Source organism: Maribacter sp. 4U21 (genome assembly GCF_002742365.1).
Lineage (GTDB): Bacteria > Bacteroidota > Bacteroidia > Flavobacteriales > Flavobacteriaceae > Maribacter.
Genome location: NZ_MDGN01000039.1, coordinates 69985 through 87941, shown reverse-complemented (window position 1 = coordinate 87941; position 17957 = coordinate 69985). Strand labels below are relative to the sequence as shown.

The following is a 17957-nucleotide window of genomic DNA, read 5'->3' as shown; positions in this document are numbered from 1 at the left end:
AATTATTGTAGTTTAAAATTTATAGGTATTGAGAAAGGAACCTTCACTGCGGTTCCGCGTTGCTTTCCCGGTGTCATTTTAGGGAGTTTATCAATGATTCTCTTTGCCTCCTTTTCTAGGTTTTTATCTGGACCTCTAAGTTGAATTTGACCTATGCTTCCATCTTTTTGGATAACAAACATAATATTTACTCTTCCTTGAATACCCATCTCTTGCGCAATTTCTGGGTATCTAAAATTCTTGACAATATGTTTTTGTATCATTTTATTGAAACAAGCACGTTTATCCTTATCGTTTTCGCATCCCGGAAATACTGGAACATGTTCAATTACCGAAAAAGGAATCGGTTCGTCATCAATAAATTCATCAACCACAATACTGTCAACATCAATGATTTCATTGTCTTGATTTGTATCAGTAGCTTCAATCACCGTTTCTTCGATTTTTGAATCATCTTCTGCTATTTCAATTTTAACAGGTGCAACCGGTGGCGGAGGAGGGGGTGGTGGTGTTTGCAATTGAAATATAGGGGCTTCTTCGTCGATACTGTCTTCAACATCAAACCTGTTCGCATAAATATCGGTTTTATCATAGGTTTTCCATTCCAATGCCACATAGGAAAGGAGCATTACCAAGACCAGTCCAAATGCAAAATATAGACCACTTCTCTTGTTGATGTCTTTTCTAGGATTTTTCTTAAGTTCCATAATTCTAAAGTTTAAAATTGCCGTTACAGCAAATTGGGTTATACATTATTTTCTGAATTTCTCTTAAAGTTATAAGTCAAGAAGCGCATAAGGAAGGGGTAATGAGTAAAGCCCCAAGTTGAGTTAGGGAAGCGTGCATTATAGTGTTTACGTTATTTCCCTTATCATATGAGATACTATAGTTTAGGAGATATGCTACTTTTGGTTTATGGGAATATTTAAAAAAGATAAGCTTCAAATTTTAGGATTCCAAGGTTATGGAAAGCCGAATAAATTGTACGTAAGAGGTCGGGCTTTGAAGGATGAAGAGATAGATTTACAGGAAAAAGGTTTCTTTAAATTAATACAGAATACGTGGAAACGCTTTGAGAGCGATGAAATAAAACATACCAACATTACCGTTAAACTGCCCAATGCCTCTAGCTATACGGCAACTACGGATAAGGACGGGTATTTTTTGGTTGAAGAAGAGGTGAAGCAACTTGATGAAATAGCAAATACGGAAGGGTGGGTAAATCTTGAGCTTTCCTATACGGATACCAATCTTAAAAGGGAAATTCTTCATCAGAACAGATTCCCTACGGAAATGCTTATTCCGAGTAATACGGCAAAATTCGGGGTTATTAGTGATATAGATGACACTATTCTACATACGGGGGTGGTTTCTTCCTTAAAATGGAGGGTGTTGGTAAATACGGTTTTCAAAAGAGCTACAAAGAGGGCTGCTCTTGAGGGTACGGCATCTTTTTATCATAGGTTGCACCTGGGAAAATCTGGGACAGTGGCGAACCCAATATTCTATGTAAGCCATAGTCCATGGAATTTATATAGGTACTTGGAATTATTTCTAAAAACCAACGATTTTCCCAAAGGGCCTATTTTACTAAGAAGTATGGCCAGCTTTAGGGCTAGAAATAGAAAAAGTGCTGCGCCGCAAAAGCAGCATGAAATTGTAAATATTCTAGAAACGTACCCGGAATTACCCTTTGTGCTTATAGGGGATAGTGGAGAAAAAGATGGTGATATTTATATAGAAATAGCCAAAAGATATCCAAATCAGGTAAAGGCTATCTATCTAAGAAGTGTCAATGACACAAAAAGAATAGAACGGGTAACTAGCTTGTTCAAGGAGTTTAAAGAGGTGCCCTTTCTATTGGTTAAGGAAACGGAAGATGCCATAGTGCATGCTCAAAAGCATGGCTTTATTAAAGCCGATTAAAACAAACCGTTGATTTCAGCATCAATCTTGTTGATTATACTTCCCAAATCTTCCGGATTGTCAACAAAATCCAGTTGGTCAACATCAATAACCAAAAGATTGCCTTTTTCGTAACCATGTACCCAAGCTTCGTACCTTTCGTTAAGCCGACTTAAATAATCGATGGAAATGGTATTTTCGTATTCCCTTCCTCGCTTATGAATTTGTTTTACCAGATTGGGAATAGAGCTCCTAAGGTAGATTAAGAGTTCAGGGGGCTCAACCAAACTTTCCATCAAATTGAATAAATCCGAATAGTTCTGAAAATCCCTGTTGGTCATTAGGCCCATGGCATGTAAGTTAGGAGCAAAAATATGTGCATCCTCATAAATGGTGCGGTCCTGTATCACGTCTTTACCACTTTCCCGTATTTGCAAAATTTGACGGTACCGGCTATTCAAAAAATAAATCTGAAGATTAAAACTCCAACGTTCCATTTGGTTATAGAAATCGTCCAAATAAGGATTGTCCACAACGTCTTCAAAATGTGATTCCCATTTGTAGTGTTTTGCCAACAATTTTGTCAGGGTGGTTTTTCCTGCTCCTATATTTCCGGCAACGGCAATGTGCATTTCGAAGTTTTTTAATGGTTAGTTAAAACAAAAGTTGTACCGCACAATATACAAAGTATATTAGCTACTAGAAAAAAATGTAGATGAAATACACGAATATTTCATGGGCTTGTTTTGTTATCCAAAAACGGTACAAAATGAGTGCCAATAGTTTTTAGAAGCTTAACAATTTTCATACTTTTACGCAATAAATAAGGAGGAAGGATTTGACTGATTGCAACCTCGTTAAAAATGCTAAAGCAGTTTTCCGGGTATTCTCCGGAATCTTCTCGCTAGATCTGTAAGCAAGGTTGAACCATCCCGTCAAATCGTCCAATAATTAAAAAATACAATGGCATATTTATTTACCTCGGAATCGGTCAGTGAAGGGCATCCGGACAAAGTAGCGGACCAAATCAGTGATGCACTTCTCGATCATTTTTTAGCTTTTGACCCAGAAAGTAAAGTGGCCTGTGAAACTTTGGTAACTACGGGGCAGGTGGTCTTGGCGGGAGAAGTGAAGAGTGATACCTATTTGGACGTTCAGAATATCGCCAGAGAGGTCATCAATAAAATTGGGTATACCAAAGGGGAGTATCAATTTAGTGGCGACTCTTGTGGGGTTATCTCTTTGATACATGAACAATCGCAAGACATTAATCAAGGTGTAGATAGAGGTGCTAAAGAGCAGCAAGGTGCTGGTGACCAGGGGATGATGTTCGGGTACGCTACAAAGGAAACGGAAAATTATATGCCTTTGGCACTGGATATTTCACATAAGCTGCTACAGGTTTTGGCGGATTTACGTAGGGAAAATAAAGAGATTACCTATTTAAGACCGGATGCCAAGGCCCAGGTAACCATTGAATATTCTGATGATAACGTGCCACAACGTATAGATACCATAGTCGTCTCTACACAACATGATGCTTTTTATGGGGATGATGAAAAAATGCTAGCTCGGATAAAGTCGGATATTGTTTCTATTCTAGTTCCTAGAGTAAAAGCGCAGTTGCCTTTAGGTATCCAAGAGCTGTTCGACGAGCAGATTACCTACCACATTAACCCTACTGGTAAATTTGTCATCGGAGGCCCTCACGGAGATACAGGACTTACCGGTCGTAAGATTATTGTGGATACCTATGGTGGTAAAGGTGCGCACGGTGGCGGAGCCTTTAGTGGAAAAGACCCAAGCAAGGTAGACCGTAGTGCTGCTTATGCGGCTAGACATGCGGCCAAAAATTTGGTTGCTGCCGGCGTTGCAGATGAGATTCTAGTACAGGTTAGTTACGCCATTGGTGTAGTAGAGCCAACATCTATTTATGTAGACACCTATGGCACTTCTAATATTGGCCTAAGCGATGGTGCTATAGCCGAGAAAGTTGCTAAACTGTTCGATATGCGTCCATTTGCCATAGAAGAAAGATTAAAACTAAGAAACCCTATTTACCTGGAAACAGCTGCCTATGGACATATGGGCAAGGAACCCACTACGGTGACCAAGGTGTTTGAATCTCCTTATAATGGTAAGGTAGAGAAAGAAGTGGAACTGTTTACTTGGGAGAAACTGGATAGCGTAGCGGAAGTAAAAGAAGTTTTTGGAATCTGATTAACCTAACTACACAGGTCGTTTAAATGCGTAAGGTCTTATAGGAAACCTGTGAAGTATTCCGTCATGGTACTGAAAAATGTTTAAGGAGCAACGTTACAGCGTTGCTTTTTTATTTGGTTGAATAGCACATCAAAAAGTTGATTGCTGCATATGCGGCGCATTTACAAGCCCATAAGGCGATTGGTCCTAAAACCTCTAAAAGGACCACAATTGCATGAATGTTAGGTTTACACCACACATTTAGCTATATACACCACAATAAATTTTTTGTAAGAAAAATACTACATATATTTAAAGTGTAATTAGAGTGATGCCCAAATCGCCATCAAATAAAATGATGAAATATATAGCAATAGTACAAACCAAATACGGACAAAAACAAATTATTGTTGAAGCTCCTGAAGGAGGGTTAGATGGCCTGCTCCACGGATGTTTAAAATTCATCAAAAATACATTGAAACCTTAACCTACCCCAACTATGTATCGTTATCCAAGATTCCCCAAATTGTCTTTGATTATTTTAATCTGTATTGTTTTTAATTCCTGTGCGAAGGATACTGACCTCATATCCGAGTTTGTCATTAGAAATGTAGAATCTGTTGAAAATAATCATGTGTTACAACAAACCCCCATTTCTGGGGCGCATACCGTTAAAATTGAGAATAACGTTACACCTTAAAGTGGTGTTGGGGCCCAAAGGTCTCAAGTGCGGATTGATTGATTTTTGAGCATATACGCTTAAAAAGAAAAACCTACTAGTTTTAATACATCAAAAGAGCGACTCACCTACAAGTCGCTCTTTTTTGTGTAAGATATGCTCGTTATTCCTTAATAAAATGCCCATAAAAACAGGTTGCCTAAAGGTTAAGCGCCGATACATTGGCAAAGAAACCGACATAAAAATGTATAAATAATTGCTATCAATAGAACGAAGTAAGAATCTCCTCTTTCTTTGTTTTAGAATAGTTCATACAAAATGAAAGATGAATCAGGGAATTTAGGTGTCGGACAAGGTTTTAGTTTCTCTATTTTATATCATTCCGCTTTTGAAAGCTATAAAATTTAGTAGCTTTAAGACTTAAAATTTAAAGCCATGTCAAAATTCGCTTACCGTTATAGTATTGTCCTGATTTCCCTATTCTTATTGGTTGCTTGTACTAAAAGAAATAAGACCGCTGAAGCAGAAATTTCTGAAACTTACGTTTCGGATAATTATACTAAAAAGGAGGTCGATATAGAGATGCGGGATGGCATCACCTTGCATACTACCATATACACACCAAAAGATACTTCAAAAGAATATCCAATTCTTATGCAACGCACCCCCTACAGTTCAAGGCCGTATGGTGAAGGCGAATTTAAGACACAAATTGGTCCAAATATTCATCTTATGAAGGAGGGTAATATCATCGTATATCAAGATGTTCGCGGTAGGTGGTTAAGCGAAGGTCACTATGAAAATATGCGGGCTTATATACCGAACAAGACATCGGATAAGGATGTAGACGAGAGCACGGATACCTATGACACTATTGACTGGTTGGTGAAGAACGTTGAGCATAATAACGGTAATGTAGGCGTGTGGGGAATCTCGTATCCAGGTTATTATGCCACCTATGCCACTATAGACGCGCACCCGGCCTTAAAAGCATCATCACCCCAAGCGTGTATCGGAGATTTTTTCTTCGATGATTTTCATCATAACGGAGCCTATTTGTTGAGCTATTTTAGAGCTACCTCTTTATTCGGTACGCCAAGACCAAATGGAGACCAACCTATAGATACGGCCTGGTACAGTCTACCCGATTTGCAGACCGAAGACCAGTACCAGTTTTTCTTGGACAAGGGACCTTTGAAGAACCTGAATTCCTTCTTTGAATATGATATCAAGGATGAAATGAGCATAGCACCAGATGGTATGACGGACGATTACTTTTGGAACGAATTAAAGGAACACCCCAATTATGATGAGTTATGGCAAAGTCGCGGACTAATACAGCACTTGGACAAGTCAAAATCCCATGTAGCCACCATGATTGTTGGAGGTTGGTTTGATGCTGAGGACCTGTATGGCCCTTTAGAAACCTATAAAAATATTGAGAAGAATTCCGATGGCTATAATACTATGGTTTTTGGTCCTTGGGACCATGGACGCTGGGCAAGAAGAAATGGCAGGAACTTGGTAGGGAACTATTATTTTGGGGACTCTATCTCCGAATTTTTCCAAGAGAAAATAGAAACTAAATTTTTTAATCATTTCCTTAAAGGAAAAGGTGATGCTAATAGCGGTCTACCAGAAGCCTATGTATACGATTCTGGCAGAAAAGAATGGAAAGAGTACAATGCTTGGCCTCCTGAAGGCACTACAAAGAAAGCTATGTTCCTTTCGGAAAACCAAGAGTTGACCACAGAGCTAAAAGGTGCTTCCGAAATTAAATTCGTTAGTGATGTCAAGAAACCTGTCCCGTATTCGGAGGATATTAAATCGGTATTTACGCCACGTAAGTATATGACGGACGATCAGCGTTTTGCTGCACGTCGTTCCGATGTTCTGGTTTTTGAAACCGAGGTGATGCAAGAAGATTTTACCTTGGCGGGCGACATAATGGCCAAACTAAAAGTAGCCACTACGGGAGACGCTGCGGACTGGATTGTCAAGATTATAGATGTGCACCCGGCCGATGTTGAGACCAATGAGGAAATGCAAGACCATTTAAAGATGAGTAATTATCACTTAATGGTGCGTAGCGAGGTGCTTCGTGGTAGGTTCAGGAATAGTTTTTCTAATCCAGAGCCCTTTCTGCCTAACGAGAAAACGGAGGTGAACATTAAACTACAGGACGTGTTTCACACCATAAAAAAAGGACACAAACTACAGGTGCAGGTTCAGAGCACGTGGTTTCCTCTAATAGACTTGAATCCACAGACTTATGTGGACAATATCTTTAAAGCCGATGAGGCCGATTTTAAAACCCAGACCCATACTGTTTTTACCGATTCTAGTGTGGAGTTTTCGGTGTTGGAGTAAATTTTTTAAAAGTAGGATATTGTATTGACTATATAGGATTGTTGTGTTTGATTTTTCAAAAAATAGCAAAACAAAAAAGAAAAGAGAACTTATTTTCTGATAGTACTTATCAACTTGTTACTATAACTCTTCAAATCACCCTCTTCAATAATTTTTGTTTCAGGTAAATCCCCGAGTATTTTTAAAGAGTGGTCATATTGTTTGAACAATAGTTTTTTTGTTGGTCTACCCACAATTAGATGATATTCCAAATTTTTATCTTTAGCAACATCTCTTAAATCAACAAACAAACCATAATTTTCATGTGCCTTTTTTTCAATTGAAATTGGTTGTTTTAAATCAAAATTCAATGGTTTAACTAAATTTGTACTTCCGTTTAACCAAGCAAATCTGAATTTATATTCGACACCTGTAGTATTAGTTATAGCAAAATCTTTATAGAAATTTGGATTATTGCTTTTACCTACCTCATTAACGTGAGGACTTACAAAATCATAAAACTTTTTACCTAGAAGATATTCCTTGTTTTCACCGTGTTTGGTTAATTCAAATAAAAATAGATCGTTCAAATAATTCAATACAGCTAAGTTCGATATTCCATATTGGTAATTCGCAGTACTCTTTGCAAATTGTAAGGCACTTCCGTCAATAGGTAAGATATATTCCTTTACAAATTCATCAAATGATGATTCTATTTCATTATATATGAAGCTATCATTCCTCTTATTAATCTTATCAATTTTTAAGTCAATCTGTCTTAAAAAGTGCTTCAAAGTTTTCTCAGACACATTTGAGTAAACCGACTTGATTCTCAACAAATTTTTGGAAAATTCGAAAACAAAACGCTTATCATGAGCAAAATAAACAAGCACACCTATATTTAAGCACTCTCCTAACAATGCGGAATGCCTATATGTAAGTAAACTATATGTATATTTATTTTCTATCATAAAAGCCTCTCTTTTAGCTTTTTACAAACAAAATCTCTATTATCTTTCACCCAATTTAAGTAGTCAAAAATAGCTTTTTTTTCTCCGCATTCGATGTTAAAACTTTCAAAACAATCAATTATTGCACGAAGTTTACCCAAATTTAGACTTCTCAACCCTTCATAAAACTCATCAAAAACGCTCTCTTTTTTTATAACTTTTCTAAGTCGTTTATAAAATATATGCTTGGTATGGTCGTAGCTAACAAAGTGAGATTTAAAATCAATATGGTTATTAACAGACCATTTATTTAAAAAAGGAAAAGTTAGTTCATGGTCGATTAATAAAAAATCTGAATTTCCTATTAATAAATTAGGTTTATTTCTATAACCACCTCTGTCAACGTTAAGTATAATATTGTCAAAAGCAAAAACATTTTCCATATGATAATCCTTCAAAAAGGAATTGCTTATAAAATCGTTGTATAATTGATATCCTTCAAAATACTTGGAACAGAACTTGTAACCGCTATGTAGATGTGCAATACCTTCTTTAGAATAAAACCCTACTAATTCAGAATTATCAAATTTTATTATTGCCCAACCAGGAACAGGCAAATCAAGCTCTTGTGCAATAATTGTAACGAAAATTTCCTTTGCAACTGTAAAATTCTGCTCTATATAATCACTCTTGTAACACTTTAATACATAAGGGTCAACATTTTCATCAGAATCAATTGCATTTATCAAAAGGGGGCTTGTGCTACCTCCCTTCAAAATTTCTTTAACCCCAACAAGTCTTAGTTCCTTAATTGACAAAAGCTATACTTTTTTGTAATTTCAAAATAAGAAATATAAGTCAAAAATTATATTTTATGTTCATCTTGGTTACAATTAAAACAGTATTGGTTACTTCCTGTACAAATTTAGCATTAAACTTACTCAAACGTGACAGCACAGAGGGACCTATTACTCAAAACGGATTTCAATATTAAGCAAAAAACGTGCTTATTCTAAAGTATCGTAACTAATAACAGCAAAACCTATCAGCAATATGGGGGGCGAGTTTAATCTAAAGATTTGCGTATTTTAATAATCTACGCAAAATCTTTTAGCCCCAAAGTTTCGGGGTTGCTATTTGGTAGGACAAATAAAAAACAAAACAAAAAAATTTCGCTTCATGTGAGGTGGAAGGCGAACCACAGTTTTCTCCTCTACCATTCATATCTAAACCGTCTTTCCTAATTTTAAGTTTCGTAATGAATTGAAAGAATTATTCTAGCAGTGTTCGGTTCTTTAATACAGACGTAAAAAATATTCTGGGTAATGTTTTAGAGGAAATCAAAGGTTAATAACCACCTCTAGACCCTCCAGGGAAGGGGAATTAAATCTTAGTCCTTAAAAACCCGTCTTGGTGGTAAAAGAAACACAATAGTTAACTCCTTAAAAAATATGAAGTCAAGCGATATGCTTTTCAAATAAAAAGCCTATTTCTTTTTAAATACTTTTTTAACGCCTTTATAGAAAAGCAACATTAGGAATCCCGCTAGCAATCCTATGACAAACTCTACGATGATACTGGGGATGGTTGGAAATATCCCATGAAGAAAATCAAGGTTATGCACAAAGATACCTCCAGCCACGAGCAACAGTGCAATCGTTCCAATAACGGACAGGGCTTTGATTACCTTGGGTAAGGCATTTACAAAAAACCGGCCTATGTAATCCGAGATACTGTTGTCACTTTCAGTGAGGTTAATCAGGCTTGCGCCAAATTCGTCCATACGCACAATAAGTGCTACGATGCCATAGACGCCTACGGTGGCTATCAAGGCCACTACCGATACTACTGCAATTTGTGTTGCCAAAGGTTGGTCTAGAACGGTTCCTAGCGCTATGATGACGATTTCCACGGATAAAATAAAATCCGTCACAATGGCCGACTTGATTTTCGCTTTTTCCAGTTCAAGGATATCACTTTTACTAGGAGCTTCCGCTTGAGTCGGAATGTGGGCTTTGGCATGTGGAACAAAGAATTCATAAATTTTTTCGGCTCCCTCGAAAGCAAGGTATAGACCTCCCAAAACAAGCACCACCGTAACTGCCCAGGGTAAAAAAGCACTTAGTAAAAAGGCAATTGGTAGAATAATAATTTTATTCAATAAGGAGCCTTTACTGATAGCCCAGAGCACCGGAAGTTCTCTTTTGGAAACAAAGCCAGAAGCTTTTTCCGCATTCACCGCTAAATCGTCACCAAGTATACCTGCGGTTTTCTTAGTAGCAATTTTGCTCATTGCCGCAACATCATCTAGCAAAGCCGCTACGTCATCTAAAACCGCAAAAAAACCTGAAGCCATAATCGTTTGTTTAAGATTTCAAATATAGTTAAGGATAAGGATTCCAGTGAATTCGTTTACCATAAATAAGTCCTCATAAGCCCATAAATTTTTAATGGTAGAAGAATCAGACCATAACAGTCCAGTATGACGTTGTCGATTCTTAAAATTAATTTTAAAGAAAAAATGAAAATCAGTTCTTACGCTTTAATGTCGAAAACATTTGGTTGGGTCTTCTTTATATGTTGTGTAACGGCCTGTGGAAATGAAGCCGAAAATAGGGACGAGCCGGAAATAGAGATAGTGGATATGGTTGAGGACGACACCGCAGAACCCAATCCGCTTCCAGACCCTTTAGCGGGACTCAATTGTACCGAGGGCGGCGCAGTGGACGATGAGCCAGAAAATCCTGTCAATGTAGGTAGGTTGGATGACCGCACCTGTTATGCCAATTATATGGAGTTGAGTATGGACGGTAACGTTTACGGTGTATATGAAATAGCGGACGGCTCCAATCATAAAGACACCAATGGACTACAACCAAGAATGGAACGGGCGTTGACACCCCGAGTAAAACCTACGGGCGGTAATTTTTCCGAGTTTTCCGCGATTTACCGTATAGCGGAAGTAGGTGATACCGGTTCTTATTTTGCCCAGACCAAAGGGAAACACACTGGCGGGGGAGGGTCGCCAGATCCAGCTATTTGCTTATTTATAGCACAATCCGTTGTCACTGATGGGGAGGTTACCCATTTTGATATTTATCGGGAAGAAATAACCGAACGTGGGGGCACGCTGCAGGATGGCGGCAGACAAAACGTTTATCTAACTCGTGTGGCCAAGAACGAAGATTTCACCTTTTATTTAAAAACAGGTTTCGAGGAAGAGGACGGCGTGGTGGTGTCGCACTATTCCAATGCCATCATAAACGGCGAAAGTTTTGATTATGATATTCCAGACCCCCCAACGGGCAACGGAAACGGGCATCCGTTACGGTGCGTACCGCGTAAGAGGAGGTAAGGCAAAGCTCTATATTAGAAATACGGTTTTTAATTTTAAGAACGATTAAGGCACACTTTGCGCTGAAATAGCTATTAATCTATCATAGTACTAGGTTTTTGTGAAAATTTTCGAAAATATTAGGTTATTAAAAGTTTCTAACCTTAATTTGTGCTTTACAAAGTTCAAACACGTATTGAATAGTTATCAAGAAAGGTGGAGGGATTAGACCCTTTGAAGCCTTAGCAACCCTTTGTTCCAAACAAAGAAGGTGCTAAATTCTACTAGTATTGTTGTTACAATATCTGGCAGATAACCAAAAACCAATTGCCTTCGCAATTGAGTCACTTTCTTATAACTTTTTGATTTTACCTATCCGCAATGTCGGCTGGCTAGGGTTTGGCTTTTTTACCGATTTATTAATTATTTAAAAAACAAAATCATGAGTAATCAAAAATTAGCAACGAACGCTTTACATGCAGGTCACGACCCAAAACAAACGGGAGCAACTAGAGCTGTACCTATTTATCAAACCTCGTCCTACGTATTCAATGATACGGACCATGCGGCCAATCTTTTCTCTTTGGGAGAACTGGGCTTTATCTATACGAGATTGAACAACCCGACAAATCAAATTTTGCAAGACCGTTTGGCCGCTGTAGAGGGCGGTGTAGGTGCGGTAGTGTTCGCTTCGGGAACGGCTGCAATTTCTACAGGTCTGTTAACGCTCTTAAAGGCAGGAGACCATATCGTGGCCTCAAGCAGTCTTTATGGAGGTACTTTTAACCTCTTGAATGTAACCCTACCAAGATTGGGTATCACTACTACCTTTGTCGATGCATCGGACCCAACAAATTTTGGTAAGGCGGTTAAAGAAAATACGCGTGCTATTTTTGTAGAGTCTTTAGGGAATCCAAAGCTGGATGTACTCGATTTAAGAGCAATTTCTAAAGAAGCTAAAGCGGCAAAAGTTCCTTTCATAGTGGATAATACCGTGGCTACGCCAGGTTTGTTGAATCCTATAGAGCATGGAGCAAACCTAGTGATACACTCACTTACTAAATATATTGGTGGGCAAGGAAGTTCTTTGGGTGGTGCCATTATAGATGCAGGCACATTTGATTGGACAAATGGAAAGTTTCCGGAATTTACCGAACCTTCCGCGGGATATCACGGGTTGGTGTATAGCGAAGCCTTGGGAGCGGCGGCATTTACCTTTAAACTAATTTTAGAAGGGTTACGAGATTTTGGCGGTGCTTTAAGCCCGTTCAATGCTTTTCAGATTATACAAGGATTAGAGACCTTACCGGTACGTATAAAACAGCATAGTGCCAATGCCTTGGAACTGGCTACTTGGTTGGAAGCTAGGGAAGAAGTTGCCTGGGTGAACTATCCAGGATTAAAAAGTAATAAATACTACGATTTAGCGCAAGAGTACCTTCCTAAAGGACAAAGCGGTTTGGTAACTTTTGGTATCAAAGGAGGTTTCGAAGTAGCGAAACAGGTAACGGATGCCACCGAGGTCTTTTCGCTGTTGGCCAATATTGGTGATACCAAATCATTGATTATACACCCGGCCAGTACCACCCACCAACAACTTACTGCTGAGCAACAAACTGCAGCGGGAGTTGGTCAAGACCTAATTCGTTTATCCGTAGGTCTGGAAGATATTGAAGATTTAAAAACTGATTTAGAGAACGCTTTTGCTAAAGTTGACAAGGCTATTCTTGTCTAACATTCTCTTACATTAAGGTTTTCGACTGTGTTAGGGATGCGCTATGCCAATTTTTGATTGGTGGTGCATCACCAACGCAGTCGAGATGCTTTAACCGGGAGTAATTTTTTATCATGCTACACCAATTAAAACTTAAAAATTATACCACCCTCAGCGGAGTAACTCAGGATATTGAGCTTTCGTATCAGTTGTTCGGAAGAGCGTTACACTCGGCTCCCCTTGTTTTGGTCAATCATGCTTTAACCGGCAATTCCAATGTTACCGGGCCAGAAGGTTGGTGGTCTGCTTTAATTGGGGATAAAAAGTGTATCGATACGCAAAAGTATACCATACTCGCTTTCAATATTCCTGGGAACGGTCATGATAAATTCGTCATAGAGAATTATAAGGATTTTGTGGCCGGTGATATGGCTAAAATCTTTTTACTTGGCTTGGAGAAACTGTCCATAAAGAAGCTATTCGCAATAATCGGTGGCTCTTTGGGTGGCGGTATTGCTTGGGAAATGGCTGTGCTCAATCCAAAGCTCACCGAACATCTCATTCCTGTGGCATCCGATTGGAAATCTACCGATTGGCTCATTGCTAACTGTCAGATTCAGGAACAGTTCTTGGTGAATTCAAAACAACCGGTTCATGATGCACGTATGCACGCGATGTTGTGCTACCGTACTCCGGAATCCTTTAAGGAGCGGTTTAAAAGGAGCACCAACGAAGAACTTCAGGTTTTCAATGTAGAAAGTTGGCTTACCCATCACGGTAAAAAATTACAGGAGCGTTTTCAATTATCAGCTTACAAACTCATGAATCAGCTGCTAAAGACTATCGACGTTACCCGAGGTGGAAATGAGCGATTCTTAGAATTACAAAATAGCGATACCAATATTCATATTGTCGGTGTAGATTCTGACCTGTTCTTTACGGCTAAAGAAAACAAGGATACTTTCAAACAAATAGCACAGGCCAATAGCAATGTTACTTACGGCGAAATACAGTCTTTGCACGGTCATGATGCTTTTTTAATAGAATTTGAACAGTTGGAAAAACTGCTGGACGGTGTTTTCAATACCAATGGAAAATCCGGTAAATTAAAGGTCCTGAAATTTGGCGGGAAGTCGTTAAGTAATGGAGAAGGACTAGAGCGAGTTTTGGATATAGTGTCCCATAAGGTGTCATCGGGAGAACATATTGCGGTAGTCCTGTCCGCCAGAGAAAAAGCTACGGACCAACTAGAGGATATCTTGGAGAAGGCCGCTCAGGGAAAAGATTATTTTTCGGATTTTGAGACGTTTGAGAAATACCAGAAGCACACCTTTGCCAATATTGATTTATCCAAAGAGTTTAAAAGTCTGGCGCAACTGTTTGAAGGTGTATCCTTATTAGGGGATTACAGCGCCAAGATAAAAGACGAGGTGTTGGCCCATGGAGAACTCATCTCTGGTAAATTGGTCAGCAAATTGCTTATCGGTAAAGGAATCAAAGCAGTTTTTATAGATTCAAGAGATTTTTTGACCACAGATGCTGCTTTTGGCGATGCAAAGATTTTAGAAAAAATTTCTAAAGAGAAATTAACGCTGCTGTTAAGTAAACTTCCCAATGGTTCAGTGCCCGTAATTACGGGTTTTATTGCTGCGGCCGAGAATGGAGAAACGACGACACTAGGCAGAAACGGTAGTAATTATTCCGCTGCCCTTATAGCAAATTTTCTAGATGCCGAGGAGCTCCAGAACTATACCCATGTCGATGGTATTTTTACTGCTAACCCAGACTACGTTAAGGAAGCCAAAAGACTTGCACACCTATCGTATGCAGAGGCCAATGAGCTGGCTAATTTTGGGGCAACTATTTTACATGCAAAGACCATAATTCCGTTGATAGAGAAAAATATTCCGCTACGAATACTCAACACCTACAACAACGATAACGAAGGAACGCTCATTAGCGCCCAATCTAGTAAAGAGGGGATTAAGAGCTTATCCGTCATTGAAGACGTTGCCCTTATAAATCTAGAGGGTAGGGGCTTGCTAGGTAAGGTCGGTATCGATGCCCGTATTTTTAAAACACTAGAAAACCATAACATTAGTGTTAGTATCATTTCCCAAGGTTCTTCGGAACGTGGTATTGGATTGGTCGTGAAGCGCAATAAGGCCCAAAAAGCCAAGCAGGCCATGGAAAATGAATTTTCCAAAGACTTTCAGGCTAAAGACATCAATATGATTACGGTCATGGACGAGGTATCCGTCATTTCCATTGTGGGGCAAGATTTAAGCACCTTTCACAAACCATACAATGCACTTATAAAAAACCAGATTATTCCGTTGCTTTTTAATAATACGGCCTCTGGAAAGAACGTTAGTTTGGTGGTTAAAAAATCGGATTTGACCAAGGCTTTGAATGTGATGCACGGTCAGATTTTTGGGATAAGTAAAAAAGTGAACTTGGCTATTTTTGGGCATGGAAATGTTGGTGGTACGCTTATTGACCAGATTTTAAAATCCACCAAGAAAATAGCAAAAAGAAAAGGAATCGATTTACGGGTCTTTGCCATCGCCAACTCTAAAAAGGTAGTACTGCATCCCGAGGGTTTAGGAGCAACATGGAAGAGTGAACTAAAGAGAAAAGGGAGGTCCTATACCGTTCAGGATATTTTTGATTTTGCGCAAACCCATCACTTAGAGAATCTAATAGCCGTGGATAATACGGCCAGTAATGATTTTGTTGCGCATTATTTTGATTTTGTTGAGAACGGTTTTGATATGGTATCTTCCAATAAAATTGCCAACACCTTGGGCTTCGATTATTACCAGTTGCTACGGGAAGAACTCGTAAAATATCAAAAACAATACCTGTATGAAACTAACGTAGGCGCTGGATTACCTTTAATTGATACCATAAAACTATTACATCTTTCGGGTGAGAATATAACCCGTATAAATGGCGTGTTCTCCGGTTCGTTAAGTTATATTTTCAATACCTTTTCTGAGGTAGATGCACCGTTTTCTACTATTTTAAAGGATGCTATGCAGCGAGGTTATACCGAGCCCGACCCAAGGGAAGATTTATCGGGTAACGATGTGGGCCGCAAGTTGTTGATTTTGGCGCGCGAGCTAGATTTGAGTAATGAGTTCTCTGACATTGCCATTAAAAATTTAATTCCTGAGAGTTTGCAAACTGTAGAAACCGATTTCTTTATGCAAAACTTAGAGGTTTTGGATGCAAAGTTCAATGAAATAAAAAAGAACCAAAAACCGAATCATGTTTTGCGGTATGTTGGTGATTTGCATGGTAACCTGCAAAAGGAAAAGGGCCTACTCGACGTAAAATTAGTTTCCGTTCCAAAGTCCAGCGCATTGGGTCAGGTAAAAGGGTCGGATTCCATTATTGAGATATACACGGAGTCTTACGGGGAAAACCCGTTAGTGATACAAGGTGCAGGCGCTGGTGCGGCCGTAACGGCCAGAGGTGTTTTTGGAGATATTTTAAGAATAGCGGAGAAAGGGTAGTTTTGATTGACTGGCAGCAGTGACCTAGAAACATAGGTGGTTAATCTCAGCCGAAGTCACTTAAATGAAATTATAATAGCATAAATGAACAACAAATTTGAGACCAACGCAATTCGTACGCAGGTAAAACGAACGGAACATTTAGAGCATTCAGTGCCCCTATACCTTACCTCCAGTTTTGTATTTGAGGACGCCGAGGATATGCGCGCCTCTTTTGCGGAAGAAAAAGAACGCAATATCTATTCCCGTTACTCCAATCCAAATTCTTCGGAGTTCATTGAGAAAGTCTGCCAAATGGAAGGTGCTGAGGCAGGTTTTGCCTTTGCTAGTGGTATGGCGGCGGTATTTTCTACCTTGGCGGCACTTCTGGATAGTGGCGACCATATCCTCTCCGCACGGAGTATTTTTGGTTCTACCCACTCGTTGTTCAATAACTTTTTTCCCAAATGGAATATAGGGCATAGTTATTTTAAGATTGATGATTTGGATGGTATTGAGCACCTAATAACACCAAGTACCAAGCTTATTTATGCGGAATCCCCCACCAATCCGGGTGTGGATATCCTAGATTTAGAAGCTTTGGGAAAAATTGCTGAGAAACATAAGCTCATATTAGTAATAGACAATTGTTTCGCTTCGCCCTATTTGCAACAGCCCATAAAATTCGGAGCGGATTTGGTCATACATTCCGGTACTAAATTAATGGACGGTCAAGGTAGGGTTCTGGCCGGTATTACGGTAGGTAAGGCCAATTTAATTGATAAAGTATACCGTTTTTCAAGAATCACGGGGCCGGCGCTATCTCCTTTCAATGCGTGGGTGCTTTCCAAAAGTTTAGAAACCCTGGCGTTACGGGTAGATAGGCATTGCGAGAACGCGCTGAAACTAGCGGAATTTTTAGAAAGGCATAATAATGTGAATTGGGTGAAATATCCGTTCCTAAAATCGCATCCCAAATATGAAATCGCCAAAAAACAGATGAAAGCCGGCGGGTGCGTGGTGGCTTTTGAATTAAAAGGCGGCTTGGAAGCTGGGAAACAATTCTTTGACCGGATAAAGCTTTTGTCGCTCTCCGCCAATCTGGGAGATTCTAGGAGTATTGTAACCCATCCAGCATCTACCACCCACAGAAAGTTGTCTGTTAAGGAACGAACCGAAGCGGGTATTACGGACGGTATGGTACGCATCTCCGTAGGTTTAGAGCATATTGATGATATTATCCGTGATATTGAGCAGGCCTTGGGGTAAGCAGGAAAATGTTTTAGAATAAGTATGTAAAGTATCAGAAAAATGCCCTTCCTGG

The 17957-nt window shown here is 39.2% G+C and carries 13 protein-coding genes and 1 riboswitch; of the genes, 8 read left to right on the top strand and 5 right to left on the bottom strand.

Features of this window, described 5'->3' with window-relative positions; genetic code table 11:
• Window positions 1-2: 2 nt before the first annotated feature.
• Window positions 3-707 (bottom strand): energy transducer TonB, encoded by a 705-nt coding sequence (locus BFP77_RS08390; protein ID WP_099573589.1) that lies wholly within the window; start codon window positions 705-707, stop codon window positions 3-5.
• A gap of 208 nt (window positions 708-915) precedes the next feature.
• On the opposite strand from BFP77_RS08390, the gene BFP77_RS08385 reads away from it, so the two are divergent.
• Window positions 916-1926, top strand: coding sequence for an App1 family protein (locus tag BFP77_RS08385; RefSeq protein ID WP_099573588.1), 1011 nt, complete (start codon window positions 916-918; stop codon window positions 1924-1926).
• Here the strand turns inward: BFP77_RS08385 and BFP77_RS08380 are convergent.
• On the bottom strand, window positions 1923-2537 hold the full coding sequence (locus tag BFP77_RS08380; RefSeq protein ID WP_099573587.1) for a deoxynucleoside kinase: 615 nt from the start codon (window positions 2535-2537) through the stop codon (window positions 1923-1925). The genes BFP77_RS08385 and BFP77_RS08380 overlap by 4 nt on opposite strands.
• 331 nt (window positions 2538-2868) lie before the next feature.
• On the opposite strand from BFP77_RS08380, the gene metK reads away from it, so the two are divergent.
• Together metK and BFP77_RS08370 are read left to right on the top strand one after the other, a co-directional pair.
• Complete coding sequence (metK, locus tag BFP77_RS08375) at window positions 2869-4125, top strand: methionine adenosyltransferase (protein WP_099573586.1); 1257 nt, start codon at window positions 2869-2871, stop codon at window positions 4123-4125.
• A gap of 1096 nt (window positions 4126-5221) precedes the next feature.
• Window positions 5222-7156, top strand: coding sequence for a CocE/NonD family hydrolase (locus tag BFP77_RS08370; RefSeq protein ID WP_099573585.1), 1935 nt, complete (start codon window positions 5222-5224; stop codon window positions 7154-7156).
• 89 nt (window positions 7157-7245) lie between these two features.
• Here BFP77_RS08370 and BFP77_RS08365 read toward each other — a convergent pair whose 3' ends face one another.
• The 3 genes from BFP77_RS08365 to BFP77_RS08355 all read right to left on the bottom strand — a co-directional run bounded on the left by BFP77_RS08365 (window position 7246) and on the right by BFP77_RS08355 (window position 10441).
• A complete protein-coding gene (locus BFP77_RS08365) occupies window positions 7246-8106 on the bottom strand; it encodes a DUF3037 domain-containing protein (protein WP_099573584.1) in 861 nt (286 codons plus the stop codon).
• The gene (locus tag BFP77_RS08360; RefSeq protein ID WP_099573583.1) at window positions 8103-8903 is read right to left on the bottom strand and encodes a HipA family kinase; all 801 of its coding nucleotides are present in this window, start codon (window positions 8901-8903) and stop codon (window positions 8103-8105) included. Before BFP77_RS08360 ends, BFP77_RS08365 begins: the two co-directional genes overlap by 4 nt.
• A gap of 668 nt (window positions 8904-9571) precedes the next feature.
• Window positions 9572-10441 carry a DUF808 domain-containing protein gene (locus tag BFP77_RS08355; RefSeq protein WP_099573582.1) on the bottom strand — a complete coding sequence of 290 codons (870 nt, stop codon included), beginning with the start codon at window positions 10439-10441 and terminating at the stop codon, window positions 9572-9574.
• A 189-nt stretch (window positions 10442-10630) separates the two neighbouring features.
• Between BFP77_RS08355 and BFP77_RS08350 the strand changes: the two genes are divergently transcribed.
• The 5 genes from BFP77_RS08350 (at window position 10631) to BFP77_RS08335 (ending at window position 17902) form a co-directional block, all read left to right on the top strand.
• The gene (locus BFP77_RS08350) at window positions 10631-11440 is read left to right on the top strand and encodes a hypothetical protein (RefSeq protein WP_143751878.1); all 810 of its coding nucleotides are present in this window, start codon (window positions 10631-10633) and stop codon (window positions 11438-11440) included.
• The gene (locus BFP77_RS17510) at window positions 11406-11489 is read left to right on the top strand and encodes a hypothetical protein (protein ID WP_373604820.1); all 84 of its coding nucleotides are present in this window, start codon (window positions 11406-11408) and stop codon (window positions 11487-11489) included. Before BFP77_RS08350 ends, BFP77_RS17510 begins: the two co-directional genes overlap by 35 nt.
• 131 nt (window positions 11490-11620) lie before the next feature.
• A riboswitch (SAM riboswitch) is annotated at window positions 11621-11738 on the top strand.
• 123 nt (window positions 11739-11861) lie between these two features.
• The gene (locus BFP77_RS08345; protein WP_099573580.1) at window positions 11862-13154 is read left to right on the top strand and encodes an O-acetylhomoserine aminocarboxypropyltransferase/cysteine synthase family protein; all 1293 of its coding nucleotides are present in this window, start codon (window positions 11862-11864) and stop codon (window positions 13152-13154) included.
• Between the two features lie 113 nt (window positions 13155-13267).
• Window positions 13268-16654, top strand: coding sequence for a bifunctional aspartate kinase/homoserine dehydrogenase I (gene thrA / locus BFP77_RS08340; RefSeq protein ID WP_099573579.1), 3387 nt, complete (start codon window positions 13268-13270; stop codon window positions 16652-16654).
• A gap of 84 nt (window positions 16655-16738) precedes the next feature.
• A complete protein-coding gene (locus tag BFP77_RS08335) occupies window positions 16739-17902 on the top strand; it encodes a trans-sulfuration enzyme family protein (protein ID WP_099573578.1) in 1164 nt (387 codons plus the stop codon).
• The last annotated feature ends 55 nt before the right edge of the window (window positions 17903-17957 follow it).

Coding starts and splice junctions, on each gene's coding strand:
- BFP77_RS08385 (WP_099573588.1), top strand. CDS start 916: ATGGGAATATTTAAAAAAGATAAGCTTCAAATTTTAGGATTCCAAGGT.
- metK (WP_099573586.1), top strand. CDS start 2,869: ATGGCATATTTATTTACCTCGGAATCGGTCAGTGAAGGGCATCCGGAC.
- BFP77_RS08335 (WP_099573578.1), top strand. CDS start 16,739: ATGAACAACAAATTTGAGACCAACGCAATTCGTACGCAGGTAAAACGA.
- thrA (WP_099573579.1), top strand. CDS start 13,268: ATGCTACACCAATTAAAACTTAAAAATTATACCACCCTCAGCGGAGTA.
- BFP77_RS08350 (WP_143751878.1), top strand. CDS start 10,631: ATGTCGAAAACATTTGGTTGGGTCTTCTTTATATGTTGTGTAACGGCC.
- BFP77_RS08365 (WP_099573584.1), bottom strand. CDS start 8,106: ATGATAGAAAATAAATATACATATAGTTTACTTACATATAGGCATTCC.
- BFP77_RS08345 (WP_099573580.1), top strand. CDS start 11,862: ATGAGTAATCAAAAATTAGCAACGAACGCTTTACATGCAGGTCACGAC.
- BFP77_RS08380 (WP_099573587.1), bottom strand. CDS start 2,537: ATGCACATTGCCGTTGCCGGAAATATAGGAGCAGGAAAAACCACCCTG.
- BFP77_RS08370 (WP_099573585.1), top strand. CDS start 5,222: ATGTCAAAATTCGCTTACCGTTATAGTATTGTCCTGATTTCCCTATTC.
- BFP77_RS08355 (WP_099573582.1), bottom strand. CDS start 10,441: ATGGCTTCAGGTTTTTTTGCGGTTTTAGATGACGTAGCGGCTTTGCTA.
- BFP77_RS08390 (WP_099573589.1), bottom strand. CDS start 707: ATGGAACTTAAGAAAAATCCTAGAAAAGACATCAACAAGAGAAGTGGT.